General features: G+C 54.2%; 10 protein-coding genes and 7 pseudogenes. 9 read left to right on the top strand and 8 right to left on the bottom strand.

The annotated features are described in order from the left end of the window. The first annotated feature begins 98 nt into the window (after positions 1-98). Entirely contained in the window at positions 99-2726 is a 2628-nt protein-coding gene (locus tag AC1MGR_RS17560) for a class I SAM-dependent methyltransferase (RefSeq protein WP_480232387.1), read from the top strand. Positions 2727-2878: 152 nt separating this feature from the next. Here AC1MGR_RS17560 and AC1MGR_RS17555 read toward each other — a convergent pair whose 3' ends face one another. Beyond that, positions 2879-3079, bottom strand: a complete 201-nt coding sequence (locus AC1MGR_RS17555; RefSeq protein WP_480232386.1) for a hypothetical protein — start codon at positions 3077-3079, stop codon at positions 2879-2881. Positions 3080-3894: 815 nt separating this feature from the next. Here AC1MGR_RS17555 and AC1MGR_RS17550 point away from each other — a divergent pair. Further along, complete coding sequence (locus AC1MGR_RS17550) at positions 3895-4683, top strand: ABC transporter permease (protein ID WP_480232385.1); 789 nt, start codon at positions 3895-3897, stop codon at positions 4681-4683. A gap of 739 nt (positions 4684-5422) precedes the next feature. Here the strand turns inward: AC1MGR_RS17550 and AC1MGR_RS17545 are convergent. Next, positions 5423-6636, bottom strand: a protein-coding gene (locus AC1MGR_RS17545; RefSeq protein WP_480232384.1) for an IS3 family transposase whose coding sequence is annotated in 2 segments (ribosomal slippage) — positions 5423-6357 and positions 6357-6636 — 1215 coding nt in all. Because the reading frame shifts where the segments join, the coding sequence is not laid out codon by codon here. Between the two features lie 64 nt (positions 6637-6700). Here AC1MGR_RS17545 and AC1MGR_RS17540 point away from each other — a divergent pair. Together AC1MGR_RS17540 and AC1MGR_RS17535 are read left to right on the top strand one after the other, a co-directional pair. Next, positions 6701-7540: pseudogene (locus AC1MGR_RS17540) on the top strand (IS5 family transposase); the annotation flags it as partial. Next, the gene (locus AC1MGR_RS17535) at positions 7537-7875 is read left to right on the top strand and encodes a hypothetical protein (protein ID WP_480232383.1); all 339 of its coding nucleotides are present in this window, start codon (positions 7537-7539) and stop codon (positions 7873-7875) included. The pseudogene AC1MGR_RS17540 and the gene AC1MGR_RS17535, both read left to right, overlap by 4 nt. Here the strand turns inward: AC1MGR_RS17535 and AC1MGR_RS17530 are convergent. Both AC1MGR_RS17530 and AC1MGR_RS17525 read right to left on the bottom strand, forming a co-directional pair. Next, on the bottom strand, positions 7872-8003 hold the full coding sequence (locus AC1MGR_RS17530) for a hypothetical protein (protein WP_480234933.1): 132 nt from the start codon (positions 8001-8003) through the stop codon (positions 7872-7874). The two genes, AC1MGR_RS17535 and AC1MGR_RS17530, sit on opposite strands and share 4 nt — an antisense overlap. Before the next feature lie 59 nt (positions 8004-8062). Then, positions 8063-8257, bottom strand: a pseudogene (locus tag AC1MGR_RS17525) (IS5/IS1182 family transposase); the annotation flags it as partial. Positions 8258-8772: 515 nt separating this feature from the next. Here AC1MGR_RS17525 and AC1MGR_RS17520 point away from each other — a divergent pair. Genes AC1MGR_RS17520 through AC1MGR_RS17510 form a run of 3 tightly spaced genes read left to right on the top strand, consistent with a single transcriptional unit; the run spans position 8773 to position 14065 of the window. Further along, a complete protein-coding gene (locus AC1MGR_RS17520) occupies positions 8773-10599 on the top strand; it encodes a glycosyltransferase family 2 protein (RefSeq protein WP_480232382.1) in 1827 nt (608 codons plus the stop codon). An 11-nt stretch (positions 10600-10610) separates the two neighbouring features. Continuing rightward, on the top strand, positions 10611-13103 hold the full coding sequence (locus tag AC1MGR_RS17515) for a glycosyltransferase (protein WP_480232381.1): 2493 nt from the start codon (positions 10611-10613) through the stop codon (positions 13101-13103). Next, on the top strand, positions 13100-14065 hold the full coding sequence (locus AC1MGR_RS17510; RefSeq protein ID WP_480232380.1) for an NAD-dependent epimerase/dehydratase family protein: 966 nt from the start codon (positions 13100-13102) through the stop codon (positions 14063-14065). Before AC1MGR_RS17515 ends, AC1MGR_RS17510 begins: the two co-directional genes overlap by 4 nt. 291 nt (positions 14066-14356) lie before the next feature. Here AC1MGR_RS17510 and AC1MGR_RS17505 read toward each other — a convergent pair. Then, positions 14357-14488 (bottom strand): annotated as a pseudogene (locus AC1MGR_RS17505) (transposase); the annotation flags it as partial. An 83-nt stretch (positions 14489-14571) separates the two neighbouring features. Between AC1MGR_RS17505 and AC1MGR_RS17500 the strand changes: the two are divergent. After that, positions 14572-15906 (top strand): annotated as a pseudogene (locus tag AC1MGR_RS17500) (transposase); the annotation flags it as partial. A 101-nt stretch (positions 15907-16007) separates the two neighbouring features. On the opposite strand, the pseudogene AC1MGR_RS17495 reads toward AC1MGR_RS17500, so the two are convergent. From AC1MGR_RS17495 to AC1MGR_RS17485, 3 genes and pseudogenes are all read right to left on the bottom strand, one after another. Beyond that, positions 16008-16809, bottom strand: a pseudogene (locus AC1MGR_RS17495) (IS256 family transposase); the annotation flags it as partial. A gap of 208 nt (positions 16810-17017) precedes the next feature. Further along, positions 17018-17772 (bottom strand): IS5 family transposase gene (locus AC1MGR_RS17490; RefSeq protein WP_480232369.1). Its coding sequence is split into 2 segments (ribosomal slippage): positions 17018-17442 and positions 17442-17772, totalling 756 coding nucleotides; the frame shifts between segments, so codons are not numbered across the junction. 120 nt (positions 17773-17892) lie between these two features. Further along, positions 17893-18973 (bottom strand): annotated as a pseudogene (locus AC1MGR_RS17485) (IS5 family transposase). A gap of 68 nt (positions 18974-19041) precedes the next feature. Here AC1MGR_RS17485 and AC1MGR_RS17480 point away from each other — a divergent pair. Continuing rightward, positions 19042-19318 (top strand): annotated as a pseudogene (locus tag AC1MGR_RS17480) (ISL3 family transposase); the annotation flags it as partial. Between the last annotated feature and the right edge of the window lie 316 nt (positions 19319-19634).

Here is a 19634-nt window from a genome sequence, read left to right as displayed (position 1 = left end):
TTTCCGGAACTCAATCCTCTTACAAATACTTCATCTCTAATATCAAAACAACGAAACGTCTAAGATTAAAGCAGTACAACTCCCTTGAGGTATAGCTTATGTTCGACCCCTCCCAAAATGGCTATCGGCACATAGACTCTGACAATATCTGGATACCTAATACTCAGCGCCCTAGCTTTACATACTCTGACGGGGAAGCTTTTGAAAAAAGCTTACTGGAAATAATGCGCGCTGCTTCGGACGTATCAATTTTCTCAACCGATCTTATTTCAAAGATTGTCGATTGGCCTACACTCTACCATTTAACGTCCCGGCGCTCGAATCTTTTACGTCCTATAATAGAGCATTGCAGTGGCCCGGTGCTGGAAGTAGGCGCTGGATGTGGGGCAATAACTCGCTTCCTTGGCGAAAGCGGTATTGAGACAGTCGCCCTCGAAGGAAGTACAAATCGCGCGCGGGTTGCCGCTGCACGTTGTCGAGGACTGGACAATGTTAAAGTCGTCGTTGATAATATTCAAGTATTTAATCCGGGCCCCATCTTTCAAACTGTAGTGGTAGTCGGCGTACTAGAGTATGCTCGAGTTTTCTTTGATACTGATTCCGCGTCCGATCCAATTGATACGATGCTAGCGAAGCTACGAGAATTTCTTCGCCCGGGCGGAAAGATCATCATCGCAATCGAAAATCAGCTTGGCCTGAAGTATTTCGCCGGCTACCCTGAAGATCACTTAGGTATGCCGATGTTCGGAGTAGAAGGAAGGTATGGGCCAAAAACTCCAGTGACATTTGGGCGGGTGGAGCTGCGCGAAAAGTTGGCTGCAGGCGGGTTCATCCATCAAAACTGGTGGTTTCCTTTTCCTGATTATAAAGTTCCCACTTTTTTATTATCTGAGAGCAGTCTAAAGTGTGATAGCGAAGTAAATTTTGCTTCTCTTCTCTCTGCTTCTTCTCTCGGTGATCCGCAGAAACCAATAACCCCATTTTTCTCTATGCAACAAGCTTGGCCACAGGTGGCCCGCAATGGACTTGCTGGTGATTTAGCAAATTCTTTCCTCATCATTGCATCAGACGAAGAACTTGAACCAGAAACTAGCATTGCCTTTTATTTCAATAATGGAGACAATCGACAAAAAGTCTTCAATAAATCTCTTAGGTTTTACTTAGAGAACGACTCTTTAATGGTTGTACGTTCTCAAATTTCGGATGATGAATTTGCTCCTCAAGACATGACGAGCTCCTGCCATGATGAAGTTTTCCGAGATGGTGAGCTGTGGCAAGATCGGCTGATTTGGATTGTCAATCAGCCATGCTGGAGCCTAACCGATATCCTTGATTGGGCGAGAGTATGGTGGGACTTGACGACCGAAAAGGCAGGATTTCCACGCAACTCACCTAGTGAACTCATTTCTGGAAAACTTGTTGACGCCATACCAAGAAACCTGATTGTTTCTAGAAACGATAAGTTTTTTATTGACCAAGAATGGTCATTACCTGTAGATATCGAGCTTGGATATTTGCTATACCGTTCGCTATTAGACTCATTTATCAATATTGAAACGTGGGCTGAGCCAGCGAATAAGCATATTTATACGTTTAAAGAGCTCATCCTCGAAACATCCTATGGATTAGGTATCTGGCTTTCTCAAAACGACTTGCAGAGATATGACGATTTTGAAAGTCAGTTTCAATCCCGTGTTCTTGGCAAAAAACTATATGGTGAGCATTCCGCACCTTATAATTTGACGATTCGTTTAAGACCGGACTGGGTAGAAACGGCCAAACTTTCTTCTCAAATACATGCTTTGAGAGCAGAGATTGGCACGCTACACGTTGGAATCGGATCGCTCTATGAAAATGCCAAGTACGGATCGGTCCGTGAGGCGGAGTCTAATTCGCGTATACGAGATTTGATTAGCGAAATCGTTGTTAGAGACAGTACTATCAATAACTTAAAGAGAGATTTAGACGAAGAGAGATTAAAATCGCAATCTATATATAGTGAAAATCTTATACTTAAGACGGATTACTTAGGTTTAAAAGATGCCATGTTCGCTACCGAAAATGATTTAATTGTTACTAGGCGCAACCGAGAGGAAGCCTTTCATGAAATTTCTCTTTTGAAAAAAGACTTGTTAAATTTAAAATCAGAAATTGAATTCATCTGTAACACAAATACTAATCTCATTTGCGAAAATAATAAGATAACTTACGCACTAAAGAATGAACAGCAAATCTCTTCAGATTTACGCAATAAATTTTGGAAGATTAAAGTCGCTGTCGATGATGAGTCCAGAAGCTGGATTTCGAAGCTCTTGCGTTTGTCCTTCAAGTATATCAATCCTAAGCCATTATCCGACACTAAACTGATCGAAGGCAGTGGCTTATTCGACGCGGATTTTTACTGTCGAAGCAAAAAGGGAGTAAAGTCGAAAGATGCCTTAAGAGATTTTATTGAAACTGGATGGAAAGAGGGACACAGCCCAAATTTCATTTTCGATGTGCTGTGGTACCAGAAGACTTACCCTGACGTGATGATCGCACGAGCTAATCCGCTTATACATTATATTAGGTTCGGTGTCGCTGAAAGGCGTTGGCCCGGTCCTAATTTTGACCCCAATTGGTATTTGGCACAATACCGGGATGTTGCTTCCTCAGGTTGTGAGCCACTATATCACTATTTGCATCATGGTCTCGCAGAGGGACGTATGCCACGAGAAAATTCATGAAGGTTCACCAATCAGACACCTCGAGGAACCTCGTGATCGAGGGAAGCTGACCGTCGATTTGACGCCGCTTGCAGCCCTTGCGTGATCGGACCGGGGTTCTGGCAATCTCGCCGCGGTCGTGAGCAGGCTCCGAGATCATTTTTGGGGTGGCCTCAGACCGCCGCGGGCCGGGCTTCGATGCAGAAGAAGCGTTTGATGCTGTCGGCGAGGTTGGCGAGCCCAATCTTGGTCCGGACTCGGGTCAAACCGGTCGTACGCACGAGCAGGCCGGAGCGGTGCTTCTGGCCAGCGAACACCATCTCGACGGCCGGGCCGACCTTGGAGCGGGCGCGGTTGGCTTTGCGCTGCGACACCCTTCGATCCGTCGGACCGCTTCAGCGCGGTCGCCAACTTCGGCCGGAACGCCTCGAAGTCGATCAGCGACGCGAGCCTCACCACCGGGTCGCCGTTCTCCGACAGGCGCTGATAGCGCTTATCCAGATCGAAGAACCCTGGTTGACCCATCCAAGCCTCCCCAAAGCCGATAGCATCAGGGAATCACGACACCGCCCCGTACGGAAGGGGTATTTCGAGGTGTCCGATCTGCAGAAGCTAGGCGTTGTTCCAAGAGCGGTGGGAGGACAGCAGTGCGAACGGCAGGATGACGCAGACGAAGCATGTAGCCAGCGATGTCAGTTGTCGGCGACATCGCGTGCCTATGCATCACGCCTGCTTCGTCACATATTCCGCCACAGGCCGCCTACATGTCTAAGATTGAGTCTAGACGTTTCCGTAAATCAGGACAGACGCAAAATGAACTCTCGGGTTCTGAATTCCGTACACATGAAGTACCAGGTTTTAGAGGCGGTGCGAAGGAGGTTTTCCTGAAACGCCATGCTACCGTCGTTCCTGCTCACATGCGAGCGATCTATTTAATGCCACAATTCCTTGCATTTAGTCTGAGCTCGATTACTCTCAAGGACTGGTAGAAACATACCCAATCCCCACAATGCTTGACAGATCCGGAGCTGACTTTGACAGTTCAGATGGGTAAAATATAACATTGCCCTCGCTCTCTTCACAGGTCTAACCATAGATCAGACCTAGTGAGACAACAACTTTCGTGTTATGATAAATCCGCGCTTGATAGCAAAAATGATATAAATATAACCTTGAATTGAGCAGTTCGATGAAAGATGAACAAGCTAGATCTAAGAAGTCAGATTTCGCGGTATATGCAAATGTAATTCATGCTTTGATGCTGCGCGATATGAGGACTCGTTTCGGTGGCTCATATTGGGGATACTTGGTTGTCGTACTCTGGCCTGTAGCACACATTTTCCTTTTAGTTGCAATTATGATTTTCCGCAATATTCCCTCGCCAATGTCGATTGATCCGATTCTTTTTGTTTCGACGGGCGCCGTTCCTGCTCTAGTATTTCAGTACACTTCGAGGGAATTTATGAAGGCGGTTGTTATAAATCGGCCCCTCACATACTATCCACAAGTTAAAATCTTTGACATAATGGCAGCAAGATTCATAGTTGAAACCATCAAAGGGTTTCACGGTCTTTGTATTGTAATATTACTACTCTTAATACTAGACGTGAACCCTGCTCCAGACGATCCAGCAATGGCCATCGGGGGGTATTGCGCGGCGCTTCTCCTCGGGCTCGGCGTTGGAGCATTAAACATTGGAATTATGGCATTCTTCCCTGGATGGCTGTGGGGCTATTTGGTTGTTAGCATTTTAACCTATATGACTGCTGGAGTTTTCTATCTACCCAATATGATGCCCGGTGAGATTTATGAGATGCTTAGGTGGAGTCCAGTAGTACAAATCATTGAGTGGGTCCGTCTTGCTTATAACCCTAGACTGGGAGTAAGCGTCGACTATTTTTATGTTCTATCCTGGGGATTTGGTACGCTCTGCGTTGGATTGCTTATGGAAAGAACAATAGTTCGTCGCTCTTCGTAAGAAATCTTCTCTATTTGCCGCCGTTGTTTAGAATAAAAAATTAAAGGATTTATTCTGAGATTTGTTGTGAACATGGAGTATCATCATGACTGAAGTCAGGTCGCAGGATCTTCGCGAGCGGGTAAACGGCGCCATTAAGGCTTGTGCCTCATGTCGACAGGCGGCAGACCTGTTTGGAATTAGTAAGTTGGGCGCGGTCCGCTGGCACGCTCACTGCTGGGCGGAAGGCGAAATCGCCGCCTAACCAATCGGCGTAGGCCGGCACTCGCGTCGAACCAAGGCCCATGCGGCCCTGGTCCTGTAGGCCCTTGAGGAACAGTCTTAAGCTTACGGACGCGAGGTGCATGCGGCCCTGCAAAAACATGGTGACGCGGTAAGCCCAATTGGGCTGTCACGCTTCTCCAGCGTGTGCGTCGGCTTTAGGCTCAGTGCCTGGCCTTCACCAGTTTGAGGAGGTTATGGGCGGTGCAAATCATCGCCCATTCGGACACCTCGAAATACCCCTTCCGCGCGGGGCGGGGTCGTGATCCCCTGACGCTGTCGACGTTGGGGAGGCTCGGATGGGTCAGCCAGGGTTCTTCGATCTGGATGAGCGCTATCAGCGTCTGTCGGAGAACGGCGACCCGCTGGTGAAGCTCGCGGCCTTGATCGACTTCGAGGCTTTCCGACCGAAGCTAGCCATCGCATTGAAGCGGTCCGACGGGTCGAAGGGTGGGATTGCGCCGTTTCTGTGGACGGTTCAGGGGGCTTGGCTGAGCAGGGGCTCAGGCAATGGGTGCAGGAGGGTCTCGTTTTCGTAGGCGGCGGGCGAGCGGTAGCCGAGCGCCGAGTGCCGGCGTAGCGGATTGTAGAAGCCCTCGATGTAGCTGAAGCAGGCCATCCGGGCCTCGGCCTTCGAGCGGAAGCGGCGGCGGGCGAGCAACTCACATTCGAGGGTCGAGAAGAAGCTCTCGGCCATGGCGTTGTCGTAGGCATCGCCGACCGAGCCCATCGAGGGTCGCACGCCCGCCTCCCGGCAGCGATTGCCGAAGGCCAGCGACGTGTATTGCGAGCCCTGATCGGAGTGGTGAATCACGCTGCGGGGCCTGCGCTGGGTGACGGCCATCTCCAGAGCGTCCAAGACCAATTCCGAGCGCAGGTGATTAGTCATCGCCCAACCGACGATCCGGCGGCTGAAGGCGTCGAGCACCACCGCGAGATAAAGGAATCCAGCCGCCGTGGGCACGTAGGTAATGTCGGCCACCCAGAGCCGGTTCGGGGCGGCGGCTGCGAAGTTGCGGTCGACGAGATCGGGGGCCGGTCGCGCCTCTCGATCCCGCTGCGTCGTGGCAGGCCCACTACGCCGATGGCTGGTTCCTACGAGCCCGGCCTCGCGCATCAGCCGGGCAATGCGCTTGCGGGAATGCCGTTCACCCTGGTCGCGTAGATCGGCGTGGACGCGCGGTGCACCATAGGTCTCGTGCGAGCCGAGATGGACGGTGCGGATCCGCTTCAGCAGGGCTGTGTCTGCCAACCGTCGCGCCGAGGGCTGGCGGTCGACCCAGGCATAGTACCCGGCCTTCGACACGCCGAGCATACGCGCCATGGCGGCGATGGGGAAGTCGGCCTGGTTCGCGTTCATGAACCGGAAGACCCCGACGGGAGAACCTCGGTCTCCCGAGCGAACCAGGCCGTCTCGCGAGAGAGGATATCGCGCTCCAGCTTGAGTTGTCGGTTCTCACGCCGAAGCCGGACGAGCTCGTCGCGCTCGGCGACCGTCAGGCCTGGATCGGCAGGCGGCGGCTTCGCCTCACGCCGGCCTTCGCTACGATCGGCCTCGGCCACCCAGTTGCGGATGGCCTGCGCGGAGGGCTCGAACTCGCGAGCCAGATCATTCGGATCACGGCCGGCGCGGGCCAGCTCGACCATCTGTCGGCGGAACTCGATGGGGTAAGGGGGACGGCTCTTTGGCATTGGACAAACACCTCACGCGAAAGCGTTCTCGGTGTCCACCAAACCGGGGCAATCCCAATCCCAGTTCCGCTGGTTCGTAGGTCTGGGCATCGACGATCAGGCCTGGGATCATTCGAGCTTCACCCGGAACCGGGACCGGATTCTGGCCGGCGAGATCGCGGCCCAGTTCCTGGCCGCCGTGCTGGCTCAACCCTGCGTGAAGCGGCTTATGTCCAGCGACCATTTTAGCGTCGACGGGACGCTGATCGAGGCATGGGCCTCGATGAAGAGCTTTAAGCCGAAGGATCAGGGCGGCACCAATCACGAGGAAGACCCGTCGCCCTCCGCCGACGGGCGTAATGCCGAGGTCGACTTCAGGGATCAGACGCGCTCGAACGAGACCCACGCGAGCACCACGGACCCGCAAGCCCGCCTCTACCGCAAGGGTCCGGGAATGGAGGCCAAGCTCTGCTTCATCGGCCACACCCTGATGGAGAACCGCTCGGGCCTGATCGTGGACACCCGCCTGACCTCGGCGAACGATCACGCCGAGCGGATCGCGGCGTCGTCGATGATTGAGCCGAGGGCGGATCGACCCAGGGCGATCTCGGTGGGTGCCGACAAGGCCTATGACGCTGAAGACTTCGTCAACGAGCTCAGGTCGATGAACGTGCGCGCGCACGTGGCCCGGAACACTAACCGCCGCCGCTCCTCCATCGACGGACGAACCACCCGCCATGCCGGCTACGGTCGGAGCCAGAAGATTCGCAAGCGCATCGAGGAAGGCTTTGGCTGGATCAAGACCGTCGGCGGACTGCGCAAGACCCGCTTCGTAGGCCGCGACAAGGTCGGATGGGCCTTCACTTTAACGGCAGCGGCCTACAACCTGGTCCGTCTGCCAAAGCTGCTTGGAGCTCTGGCGTGAGCGTCCTGGGCAAGTTGCGGATCGTCGAGCTGCCCGGCTACGAGGACGACTATGCCGACATGGTCGAGCCAGCCTATATCCTATTCGAGAACGGCCGCGGCGAGTTCGCTTCCGGGTGTGTCACCGGGGCTTTCGCTGGCGGAGCCGGCCACGGGAGTGATCGTGCCGCCGTTGCGTTCGACTGGAACGGCAATGACGAGATGGACCCGGTCTGCGGCGCTGGATCGGCTGAGCTCCAGGCTGACGGATCGCTTCGAGGCGAAATCCGCGTCCACCGCGGCGACGAAATCCCCTTCATCGCCCGCCGCTGGCCGGCTTCTTCAACACCCTGCTAAGGGTCGAGCGCTTCCCGCACCGTGTCGCGAACGAAGTGCGCCATGTGCCCACGCGGCACGAACTCGTCCAGCGAGGGCGGCAACAACCAGCCCTGATCGACATCCCAGGAGCGAAACACCTTGGCCATGAGTAGAGTGAGCCACCTCCAGGTCCTGCCGTCGAGAGGATTACCCGAACGCGCTCCTAACTCGCCTTACAGCTGCAGCCCAAAACGATTCGGAGCACGTGCTTCGACTGCATGCCGGAGCGTAGCACCAAAATAATGCGGGCCAAAGCGGAGCGATCCGAAGCACGCGGACGACCGTCGCTCAGCTCCTCCGGGTGAGGTCGCAGGAGCGGCGCGATCACCGCACAAAGGTCGCCGGGCATGAGAGCATCCATGCATTATCAATCCCTCAAGCTCGAGTTTGCGCCTTCTCCAGACAGAAAGGCGGCCGAGCGAGCCAGTATTATCACTACAGCACCACATGAAAGCTCAAATTTATAAATGACGTTCTTATAGCAACGCAGCGAGCGCCGTGTCTTTGTCCCCACGATTCCACCCGATAATCCCGACTGACATTCGCAATCTATGCCAAACGAAAAATATAACTTTAAAAAAACGTTATTATATTTTATCACTTGCTTTGACTTATGCTAACCGCAAGAATGGTCGAAAAAAATAATCCTACCCTACAAATTTCTCAGAGGTTATATTAATCTAATATTACGCATATATAAGTATGCCTGCTCAGAGCAAGCTAATATACAAATATTAAAAGGATAGATTGCTTGATATATACGCAGACATAATTCTAGTGATACGTCCGTGTTGGCTGCATGCACATTACATGATACCTCCACCACTCGACGGAAATCAAAAGGCCTTAGGCCACACCAGGCATGGATTCACCCTGATGACCCCCTACGTTTATCACAGGATTATGAATAAATTGAAGGCGAAAAAAGTAAACACAAGTTCGAGTGAAGGAAGTGTAAAGCAAATCTTAGAATCAGGGCTTTTTGACAGCGAATATTACCATCACATAAACAATGTAAATATTGGAGCAGGTATTAGCAGCGTCCAACATTATTTATCCAGTGGGTGGAAAAGTCAATATAACCCTCATCCGATATTCGACACGCGTTACTATCTTTCACAAACAGGTTCGTTAGACGAACCAGCTCTACTACACTATCTGAAATATGGTTCCAAAAAAGGCTTCAATCCACATCCTCTATTTGACGTCAAACACTACTTTCTACAACGTCCCGACGTATTAGAACTGGGTGTCGAGCCGCTCAATCACTATTTGAACTACGGAGCAGATGAACATTCAAATCCCTCACCATATTTCGACGAGAAATACTATCGTGAGAAGTACCCGCATGTTGCATCAGCCGGTATGAACAGCCTCATTCATTTCGTTCTACACGGCGACAGAGAGAGTCTGAATCCTTCACGCGCATTTAATACACGAGCATACTTATCCGCTCACCCAGACGTCGCTAACGCTAAGATTGGAGCACTTGAGCATTACGTCCTCCACGGACGTGCGGAAGGTCGCCGCTTAATTCCAACTCGAAAAACCAACACCAACACCAACACCAACAACTCCCCTCTAGCATCCCTATCAGTGGTGATTCCAACATACAATCGCGGCGAGCTGCTGCGGGAAACTATAGAATTGGGCCAAAAGTGCTCGGCAACAGTAGATATTGAATTTATTATAGTCAACGATGGCTCTAAAGACGCAACAGACCAGATACTGGAAGACCTCGCTGCCAAATATGACAATATCAAATATCGCACTGTTAAAAACGGTGGTCCTGGACTAGCACGGAACATCGGTGCCTCTTTGGCGACAAAGGAGGTTATTCTTTTTCTCGGAGATGATATTCAACCAACCAACGAAGATTTTTTTGAAACTCATGCCCGCTTACACAAAACGTATAAATCAGATCGTTTCGCCGTTCTTGGGAAATGTGTATGGCCCAACAACGACAAAATAGATGTGAACCATGTCATGCGACATATCCAAGGGCGCTCGGGCGAACAATTTGGATATGCCGACCTAACTCCATGCTCATTCATCGACTGGAGATTTTTCTACACAGCAAACGTATCAGTGAAACGAACCTTGATCGGAAACTGGGAAACCGACGGTTTCAGTCCTAAGTTTGAACTTTATGGGTTTGAAGACACAGAGCTGGCTTACCGACTTGCGCATCAACCCGGAGGTTTCAAAATCTTTTATGACCCTACGAGCGTCGGCCAGCATATACACTCATACACTGTTGACGGATTTCTTAAAAGACAGTTTAATGCAGGCCTTATGGCTGAAGTATTTATAAAAACTCATGCCGCTGCTGAGCCTCTTGGTCTAAAATCGATTGTTGACCAACTAAACAAACCCAGGAAAACCAGTGACCCAGTGGTTATTTCTGACTGTCTTTCCTTAATTGAGGGCTTAAAGTCCTGGGCTCGATTGATCGAACGGAACAGTATTCTTGGCAACGAAGCCTGGCACGATGATTTACTCCATGCCGTGTTTGAAGCAACGTTCTATCAAGGATTCATTGCTGCTCAAACAGATTTCGAGATGAACTTGGCAAATGGCTACCAGTTTATACTTAATAAATTCATCGCTCGGATGCGTAGAACGATAAATCACGAACTGAGCGCGTCCGAATTCGTTTATTCAGGTCTATTTGAACCCCTTGAAGACTATCCAACTATATAGAAGGCGAAGACATGTTTACAGTTGCAATTCCTGTTTATAATCATGCAAAGTATGTTCGCGACGCCGTTCGTTCCGCAATGCAGTCCCAATTGGTGACAGAAATCTTGCTCGTCGATGACGGATCCAGCGACGGATCACCTGACATTATCGCCAATCTAGCAACACAGTACCCAGAACTTATACAGGATATTACTACGGGCGCACGTGAAAATTGGGGCGCCCACAATAGAATTAACCAACTCTGTGCACTTGCATCCAATAATTGGATTGCTGTCCTTAATTCGGATGACGAGTTTGCACCTGGAAGGTTTGAGACTGCTCAGGCTATTTCACGCATGTCTGACGCCGGTCTTATAGGAGGGTCTCTACTAATTATAGATCATGAAAGTAGAGTAATTGGCGAAAAGCGGGGTCTATACGACCCAGAGTATCCATTTCCGGAAGCTGTCGATCCCAAGGATCTGGAAAAAAGGGAAGTTATGCTGGCCGCACTCTGCAGTCAGAATTTTTTCGCAACGACGACAAATATGATTTTTCGAAAATCACTGTTCCAGGAGTTAGGGGGCTTCCGTGATTTGAGATATTCACATGATTGGGACTTTGCACTGAGAGCGGCAATCGTTGGAAAAATTTATTTCAGCCGCTCCTACTCTGCTAAGTACCGAGTTCATGATACGAATACAATCAAAGAAGCTTCAGGTCATGTTGATGGTGAAATATTGCGTTTTTTTAGTAAAGTATTGTCCGAATACCCAGAAGTTGAAGATAATCTCATATGTCGTACCGCGCTTGCGTCAAACCGACATCTTAGCCGATACGTCCCTCGTGACATCTTTTCCATAGATTCTACTACAAATATTGGGATCTCAAATTTTGGTTGGAACAGGCAGCAGGAATATTACTCAATTCCACCGAACAATGATATGACATCTATAGAACTCACTGGAAATTCGACGCAATACGCTTTTCGATCCGGTGAAATTATACCATTTAGAGCCGCAGAAAATGGTGCAATCTCACTCCAGTGGGGTTCTTATGATTTTGTGATCATTTCCAATTCTTTGGCAGATACCCCATTGGTAACAGTTGGTGCAAATGAACGTTTAAGCGGCATCTTCAATTCGAAAGCAGCTCCTCTGTTCTCCGGCAAAGATGTGAGTGGCATGGCCGTACGGGGCCGAATCATTCGCTGTGCGCCCCGCGAAGAAAGCATTGAAAATTTAAAACATCTCAGCTCTATAGCAGGCTTCGAAAACGCCCGGATTTCAGGTTCTGATGTCTGGTTCGGTGATGCCAAAACGCCGGCGAAGCCGCGCGCCGTTGAACCTCCCTCTCCAGGAGCTCCTTCTAAACCTCTAATACTAGTACTTCCTATGTTTCTCGCAGTCGGAGGTGTTGAACGGAACACGATTGAAATAATACGTATTTTGCGAGATCATTACCGGTTTTTGGTTATCACTACCGAATGGCAATCACTGCATCAAGGATCTTTGCACTATCAACTTGATGCTATCGGTGTACCTGTACTCGACTTTGCCGAGATCTGCGACCGGTCCCAACACACTGCACTGTTAGCGATGGTTGAATCCTGGTATAAACCCGATATTGTGTGGATTTGCAATGGGTCGCCGTGGCTTGCTGATAACGCCGAAGATTTACGTCGCATTTTCTCACAAACTCCTATCATAGATCAGCAGGTTTATGACACCGATCATGGTTGGATAAATCGATACAACGATCCTGGCATTCAATCTTTCGATCATTTTATTGCAATCAATACTCGTATTAAGCGAAAGTTCATCTCTGAAATTCGAATCCCGCCTCATAGAGTGAGCCTGATCTATAGTGCAATCGACACAGCCAAGCTGAATCACCCTTTGGCAAATGCTCACCAGATAAAGTCGTTGAAAGCCGACGCAGGTGCTGACCCGAGCCAGCGTTGTTTTGCATTCATTGGTAGATTGACGTCGCAAAAGCAGCCACTGCGCTTCCTTGCGCTCGCGCGGCGATCATTGCAAGAGAAGTATGAAGACCAATTTATACTGGTGGGTGACGGAGAACTTGGCAGTGAATGCGACTTGTATATTTCTACTTATAATCTAACGAATGTGATTCGGATTCGCTATTATGACGACTCTTGGGCGATGATGAATAAGATCGACGGTCTTATTGTAACGTCTTCCTTTGAAGGCTTACCAATCGTTCTTTTGGAGGCATTAGCGCTCGGACGTCCGGTTTTTGCCACTGATGTGGGCGACATCAAGCTCGTTCTCGATGAGTACAATTCTGGAAGTGTTGTAGATGCACTTGCCTCAGACGACGAGGTGTGGCTGGCGTATCTTCATTGGCTCGATAAACTTTCGGAAGCTACGACGAACGCGCTAAGCAGTCGCAAAGAGGTTCTTCAGCGCTTTTCGGCCAGCACCGTTTCCCGGCAGTATAAAGAGATATGGGATCGATTGATCTCACAGAATAACATGAATGTTCCACTGGAACGAGGATGAGCATGACGGCCCAAATTCTTTCAGGTAAGTCGTGTCTAGTACTTGGAGCAACGGGTTTCATTGGCTGGAATCTGTGTCGGAACCTTCTTTCTCAGGGCGCGCAGGTTCGAGCAGTTTGGCATCGTGCAATCTCCGAGGAACAGCGCAACACACGTAACATTGATTGGGTACGGGGCAATTTTACGGATCGAGAGTTTATTTCCCGTGTTTTACAAGGGCAAGCTATCGTTTTTCATCTGATCTCTACCTCTAGTCCAGCACGTTTCAATACAAATCCATTAGCTGATCTTCGTGAGAACGTGGAACCAACTCTTCAGCTCGCCGAACTATCGGTTGTTGCTGGTGTCGAGCGTCTCATTTTCACTTCGTCCGGGGGAACGGTCTATGGGCTCAGTGGCGAGAGAATGCTCAGCGAGTCGAGTCAAGTTAACCCGATCTCCTGCTATGGAGTAGGGAAACTTGTCTCCGAAAAATATCTTGAGATTTTTGCTCGGTATCTCGGTCTCAAGTCTGTGATTCTCCGAATTTCAAATCCTTACGGACCCTATCAGGTAGGTGCAAAAGGCCAGGGACTAATCGGAACAATCATCAGCGCCGGTAGAAATGGAGTTCCTTTAACAATTTGGGGTGACGGCAGTGTAATTCGCGATTTCCTCTATATTGACGACGTTGTCTCTGCATTGGTCGCTTCGGCGACTTACGAGGGCACAGAACATTTGTTCAACGTCGGATCTGGAATAGGTGTGAGTGTCGCGGAGGTCGTTGACGCTGTGAGGTCTGCAACCGGTCTTTACATAGATGTTGATTACCAACCGGCAAGGACAAGTGATGTTCCGGTAAACATTCTTGACTCGACATCGATCCAGCGTAACCTTCTGTGGAAGCCTACAATTGGTTTGGAGGATGGAATCCGCCGGACTTTTGATTGGAGCTTGGACCATTTGCCTTTAAACTCAAATTAGATTCGTTCTTTCTAACAACTGAATTTGTTGAGGGTGGGTATATAATTAACTATAAATCAAATTCGTTTAGGTTCTTCTAAGGACTCACCCTTTTCGTAGCGTCTACGCGCGGGCCACAGTAGTCTTGGCCGAGGTCCGGTCAAGGAAGACGCGGCCAGTGGACACCTCGAAGAACCTCGTGATCGAGGGAAGCTGGCCGTCGATTTAACGTACTCACCCGGCTGAGGCTGCGCCCGCTATGAGCACGATATGCCATCTACGCTGATGCCGATCGATGAGGAACGTATCGATGGCCACCCGCCGCCATTGCTGACGGGCTGCCTCGGCATCATCCTGGGCGAAGGCGGTGGCGATGAAGGCCGAGACGACCCGCCGCCCGCTGCGGCCGGCATGGGCGAGCACGTTCCTCATGAAGTGCACCCGGGGGCTGTTAATAAACCCTCATCCTTGTTTGCCGAGGGGGTGGCCGGCTGATTCACTGCCGAGGTGGTGGTCTGGAGGCCGGCATGCTGGGGCACAAGGAACGCGATCAGGGCGAGTTGTTCATCACCGGCTCGCTCCGGCAGTTGCTGCCCAAAGATCACATCCTAGTCCGGGTCGACCGGGTGCTCGACCTGTCCTGGCTGCGGGGCAAGGTTGCCGATCTGTACTGCCCTGACAATGGCCGGCCCGGGATCGATCCGGAAGCGGCGCTCCGCCTCATGCTGGCCGGCTTTCTGCTCGGCCTGGTGCATGACCGGCGCTTGATGCGCGAGGCACAGGTCAATCTGGCGATCCGCTGGTTCGCAGGCTACGGCTTGCACGAGACGCTGCCCGATCATTCCTCGCTGACCCGCATCCGCCAACGCTGGGGCGCTGAGCGTTTCCAACGCATCTTTCAGCAGACGGTACGCGCTTGCATGGCGGCGCGGATTGCCACCGGCGAGGTGGTGCATGTCGACGCGTCGCTGATCTGGGCCGACGTGAGCTGGGACAGCATGGCGAGCCGGCATGTCGACGCCGTGGCCACGGCTAATGGCGACGCCGCCGTGGCCGAGGCGCGGCGGGACACCAAGCAGACAGGCCGCTTCAAGAAGGTCTGCGTCACCGATCCCGATGCCAGCATGGCGATGTCGGTACGCAACCGTCGGCTCGAACCCTCCTATAAGCAGCACGCCGTCGTCGACGACGTCCGAGGCATGGTGCTCGATGTCGAGGTCACCACGGGCGAGACGAACGAGGGACAGGTCGTCCTGGAGCGTCTCGATGCGACGGTTGTCACCACCGGAACGGCCATCGTCACGACCACGGCGGACAAGGGCTATGCCTATGCCAAGGTCTACGGTGGCCTGGAGCGGCGTGGCATCGATGCCGTCATCCCAGCCAAGGCTGAACCAATCCGCAGTCCCGTACCGCTGCGCCGCTTCCGCTACGATGTCAGAAACGACATCGTCAAATGCCCTCGCGGGCGCATCCTGCGCCCGACTCAGCCTGTCGTGCATGGACGCTTCTTCTATTCAAGGGCGCGGGACTGCAAACGGTGCGACCTTGCCGCCCTGTGCCTGTCCAAGGGGCGCGTCAACAAAGCCATCGTGATGAGCGAGGACTACCCGGCACTGTTGCGGGCGCGCCGACGACGCGAGTGCTGGTCGGAAGACGATAAGCGCCTCTACCGCCGCCATCGCTGGCGTTCCGAGGGCTTTCATGGCGAGACCAAAACTTGGCACGGCCTCGCCTGAGCGGTTCGGCGCGGCTTGCAGAACATGCGCATCCAAGCCTTCCTGACGGCAGCAGCCGTGAACCTGAAGCTGCTCGCGGCCGCGCTTCTCCTGCTTTTTGCCCGGCTTTTGCGGCGCATAGACTTCTCGTCAGCGCAGCAGAGCAACGCCCCGCGCTTTTTGGTGGCTGGGCGCGATTCCCCGTCCGGCCTCGACCTGAACCCACCTATTGCTGAGCCCAAAGGCGAGTTCTTCAACAGCCCCACCCGGCAACGCTGCCAGGTGACGTTCATCACCTTGGCCACCGAGGCCTTGATGCCCTCGTGCGCATCCGAGATCACCAGCTTGACGCCTCGCAAACCGCGCCGGGCGAGCTTGCGCAGGAAGGCGGTCCGATGCGTCTCGGCCTCGGAGGGTCCGCCGTCCATGCCCAACACTTCCCTTCGGCCGTCGCTGTTGACGCCGACCGCCACGATGACGGCGACCGAGACAATCCGGCCCTCGCTCCTGACCTTCACGTAGGTCGCGTCGATCCAGAGATACGGCCACTCGCCTTCGATGGGTTGGTCGAGGAACGCGCCGACCCGTTCGTCGATCTCCTGGCACAGGCGCAAGACCTGGCTCTTCGACACGCCCGTGCCGCCCATGGAGGGTCCCTATCGCGGCTTGCCGCGATGGGTGCCCTGTCTGGACGAGGTCGTCGATCGAGCGGGTCGAGATGCCCTGGATGTAGGCCTCCTAGATCACCGCCGTCAGCGCCTTCTCGGCCATCCGGCGCGGCTCCAGGAAGCCGGGGAAGTACGAGCCCTTGCGCAGCTTCGGGATGCGCAGTTCGACCGTGCCAGCCCGCGTCTGCCAGTCCCGGTCGCGATACCCATTGCGCTGGACCCTGCGCTCGGCGCTCTTCTCGCCGTGGGCCGCGCCGGTCAGGCCGCCCACTTCCAGCTCCATCAGGCGCTCGGCTGCAAAACCGATCATCTCACGAAGTAGATCGGCGTCGGCACTTTTCTCCATCAGCCCGCGCAGGGCCGTGATCTCGTCGGTCATCCGGGATCTCTCGGGTTCGGGGTTGGTCGTCGCAACCCGACCCTACCCGGCAACCGCCGATGACCACCCCCAGCTACACCACCGCCTGGGACACGACCCCCGGTTCCGCTTGGACACCTCGGAGAATCCCGTGATTGCGGGGTTTGGCCGTCGATTTGACGCCACTCGCAGCTTTGGCGTGATTGAACTGGCGTTCTAGCGTCCGGACTCATAACCAGTAGCTGACGGTCGCGGCGAGGCAGACGGCGGCGAGGTAGTTGACCGCCGAGCGGTCGTAGCGCGTAGCGATGCGGCGGAAGTCTTTCAGGCGACCGAACATCCGCTCGATGCTGTTGCGGCCCCGATAGAGCACAGGCGAGAAGCACGGCTTCCAGCGCCGGTTGACCTTGGGCGGGATGTTGGGCGCGGCTCCGGCCGCCTCGATTTGTCGGCGGATGGCATCGCTGTCGTAGCCCTTGTCAGCCAGCACGACGCGGCAGGCGGGCAGGCGTTCGAGCAGCAGCGCACCGGCCTTGCAGTCGGCGACCTGCCCGCCAGTCAGCAGGAAGGCGAGCGGGCGGCAGGCGCGGTCGGTGAGAGCGTGGATCTTGGTCGTGCGCCCGCCCCGCGAGCGGCCGATGGCCTGGTTTTGCTCCCCCCTTTACCCCCGGCGGCGCAGCGGTGGGCTTTCACGGCGGTGGAGTCGATCAGCACCTGGGAGGGCGGCCCGCCGGCCTGGGACAGTGTCTCGAATAACCCGACCCAGACCCCCTTGGCCGCCCAGCGCACGAAGCGGTTGTAGAGCGTCTTCTTCGGCCCGTAGACGTCCCGCGGCGCGTCCGTCCAGCGGCCGCCAGACTTGAGCACGTGGACGATACCACTGATCACCCGCCGGTCGTCCACGCGCTCCTTGCCCCGCGTGTCGGTGGGCAGGTGCGGCGCGATCCGCGCAAACTGCTCGTCCGTCAGCCAGAACTGATCCATCGGCCCCTCCCATGGGAGCCGTGAATCACACCTACGCCGTCCGCGCCACCCTTATGGGTCCGGACGCTAGTAATCTGGCGGTAGTCGTGAACGGGCTCAAGTGGCTATCCCGAGCGTCCCTCAGGCCGCCACTGGCCGGCCGTCGATCCAGAGGAAGCGCTTGAGGTTGTAGGCGAGGTTGGCGAGCCCGATCTTGGTCCGGGCCCGGGCTAGGCCGACGGTGCGCACAAACAGGCCGAAGCGGTGCTTCTGGCCGGCGAACACCGTCTCGACCGCCGAGCGGACTTTGGAGCGGACGCGGTTGGCCTTGCGCTGCGCCGGCGTCAGATCGAGGCCAGGCTGTCGCCGGAAGTGGATCTTCGAGCGCCGGCCATGCTTGGCCAGATGAGCTTCGTTGGCCTTCGAGCGGTAGGCGGTATCGGCGAGAGACGTCGCTCGCCGTGTTGGCCGGATCGAGGACGTTGGCCAGTTGCGCCCCGTCGTGAGCGGCCGCGCTGGTGACGGTGAAGCGGCGGACGAAGCCGTGCCTGCGGTCGATCAATATGTGCGTCTTGTAGCCGAACATCGGGATGGCGATCTCGACCCTGGCCTTCGTGCCGTCCGCCTTCGCCGGGCGCGCCTTGGCCCGCTTCAGGGTCCAGCGGGCGTCGCGATCCTTCTGAGCGAGCTTCTTCGGCTTGGCCGCCCACGCCTCCGGGATCCGGCCCTCCTTCAGATCCGCCTTCTCCGCATCGGTGTTGCGCTGACGCGGAGCCGCGATGATCGAGGCGTCGATGATCTGGCCCGACATCGCGAGGTAACCCTTGCCCTTCAGCCAGGCGTCGAAGGCGGCAAACAGCTCCTCGATCGCGCCGGCCCGGGTCAGGTGCTCCCGGAACAGCCACACCGTCTTGGCGTCGGGCACGGCATCCTCGAATCCGAGGCCGAGGAAGCGCATGAACGACAGCCTGTCTCGGATCTGGAACTCTGTGGCGTCGTCCGAGAGCGTGTAGAGCGTCTGCAGGATCAGGATCTTGAACATCAGCACCGGATCGTAGGGCGGGCGGCCACCCTTCGACCCATCGGACCGCTTCAGTGCAGTCGCCAACTTCGGCCGGAACGCCTCGAAGTCGATCAGCGCCGCGAGCTTCACCACCGGGTCGCCGTTCTCCGACAGGCGCTGATAGCGCTCATCCAGATCGAAGAACCCTGGCTGACCCATCCGAGTCTCCCCAACGCCGACAGCATCAGGGAATCACGACACCGCCCCGTACGGAAGGAGGTATTTCGAGGTGTCCAGTCGGCGCTTTCCAAATCAATGGTCCGAGCGATGGCCACAGACAGGCTCGGAGCATGGCTCGTGCGTGCCTGCACAGGCCTCGTCGCCTGGTTCGACTGCGGCGTCGGCCAGGACCGAGCTGCGGCTCAGACCGCCATAACGTTGCCATGGTCGGAAAGACAGATGGAAAGGCCGATCAAGAAACTCAAGCTCATGAAGCGTCAAATGTACGGACGCGGCAAGATCGACGTGTTGCAAGCTCGCCAGGTTGGCCTTGCGCCTCGATGAAGAGTGAGAGTGCGTCAGAGCCCTTTCCCCACGCCGATACACATCCAGATCGAAGAACCTTGCCTGACCCATTCGAGTCTCCTAAACGCCGACAGCATCAAAAATCACGGCACCACCCGCACGCAAGGAGCATTGCAAGGTCTCCTCTTGGCCGAGACAGGATTTGGGAACTCCCATCATTCCTGACTCCAACCTCAACGATGGATCATCCAAAGGAAATTGATCACCATAGATTAGCAAGCAATAGAATATTTGATTATGTTTGATCAAAACGGCCATTTTACCGAAATATCTTATAAGTCCCCACCGGCCTGTA

This window comes from Methylobacterium sp. BI1, assembly GCF_056680125.1.
The sequence above is the reverse complement of the archived record's forward strand: the minus strand, read 5'-3'. Positions and strand labels throughout refer to the sequence as shown.